At 53.4% G+C, this 1,306-nt stretch carries 1 rRNA gene; it reads right to left on the bottom strand.

Annotation, left to right across the window (positions count from 1 at the left end):
• A 23S ribosomal RNA gene (locus B071_RS19990) occupies nucleotides 1–1,306 on the bottom strand; the annotation flags it as partial.

The following is a 1,306-nucleotide window of genomic DNA, read 5'->3' as shown; positions in this document are numbered from 1 at the left end:
AGGGAGATGGGATGACTCATCTTGAGGTGGGCTTCCCACTTAGATGCTTTCAGCGGTTATCCCTTCCAAACGTAGCTACCCAGCACTTACCGTTGGCACGATAACTGGTACACTAGAGGTTTGTCCACCTCGGTCCTCTCGTACTAAAGGCAGATCCTCTCAATCATCCAACGCCCGTGGCAGATAGGGACCGAACTGTCTCGCGACGTTCTGAACCCAGCTCACGTACCGCTTTAAATGGCGAACAGCCATACCCTTGGGACCTGCTCCAGCCCCAGGATGCGATGAGCCGACATCGAGGTGCCAAACTTTGCCGTCGATATGAACTCTTGGGCAAAATCAGCCTGTTATCCCCGGAGTACCTTTTGTCCGTTAAGTGACGGCGCTTCCACTCGCCACCGCCAGATCACTAAGACCTGCTTTCGCACCTGCTCGACTTGTTGGTCTCGCAGTCAAGCTCCCTTCTGCCTTTGCACATACACGCTGATTTCCACCCAGCGCAAGGGAACCTTCGCGCGCCTCCGTTACTCTTTAGGAGGCGACCGCCCCAGTCAAACCGCCCACCTGACACTGTCCACCCTCCGGCTTCACGGATCGGTGTGAGAAACCTAACCAGCCAAGGGAGGTATTTCACCAACGACTCCACCCATACTGGCGTACAGGCTTCACAGTCTCCCTCCTATCCTACACATGACGGGCAAAGTTTCAGTGCCAAGCTGCAGTAAAGGTTCACGGGGTCTTTCCGTCTAACCACGGGTAATCGGTATCTTCACCGATACTCCAATTTCACCGGGTCTCGCGTTGAGACAGCGCTCAGATCGTTACACCATTCGTGCGGGTCGGAACTTACCCGACAAGGAATTTCGCTACCTTAGGACCGTTATAGTTACGGCCGCCGTTTACTGGGGCTTCAATTCGCAGCTTCGTCCGAAAACTAACCGCTCCTCTTAACCTTCCAGCACCGGGCAGGTGTCAGTCCGTATACGTCTCATTACTGATTCGCACAGACCTATGTTTTTGGTAAACAGTCGCCTGAGCCTCTTCTCTGCAACCTCCTCAAAATATTACTATCCCTCGAAGGCCATACTTATCCCGAAGTTACGTATGTATTTTGCCGAGTTCCTTAACGCGAGTTCTCCCGCGCGCCTGAGAATACTCATCCTACCGACCTGTGTTGGTTTGCGGTACGGTCTCTGTATGGTCTACCTGAGAGGTTCTTTCTTGTCACCATGACTCCACCTGCTTCGATCCGCCGTAGCTTCTCTCGGCGTCACATCTCACCTCAACTGACGGATTTGCCTATCAG

The organism is Alkalispirochaeta alkalica DSM 8900 (assembly GCF_000373545.1).
Taxonomy (GTDB): domain Bacteria; phylum Spirochaetota; class Spirochaetia; order DSM-27196; family Alkalispirochaetaceae; genus Alkalispirochaeta; species Alkalispirochaeta alkalica.
Note: the sequence above shows the minus strand (reverse complement) of the source record. Positions and strands in the feature narration are given on the sequence as shown.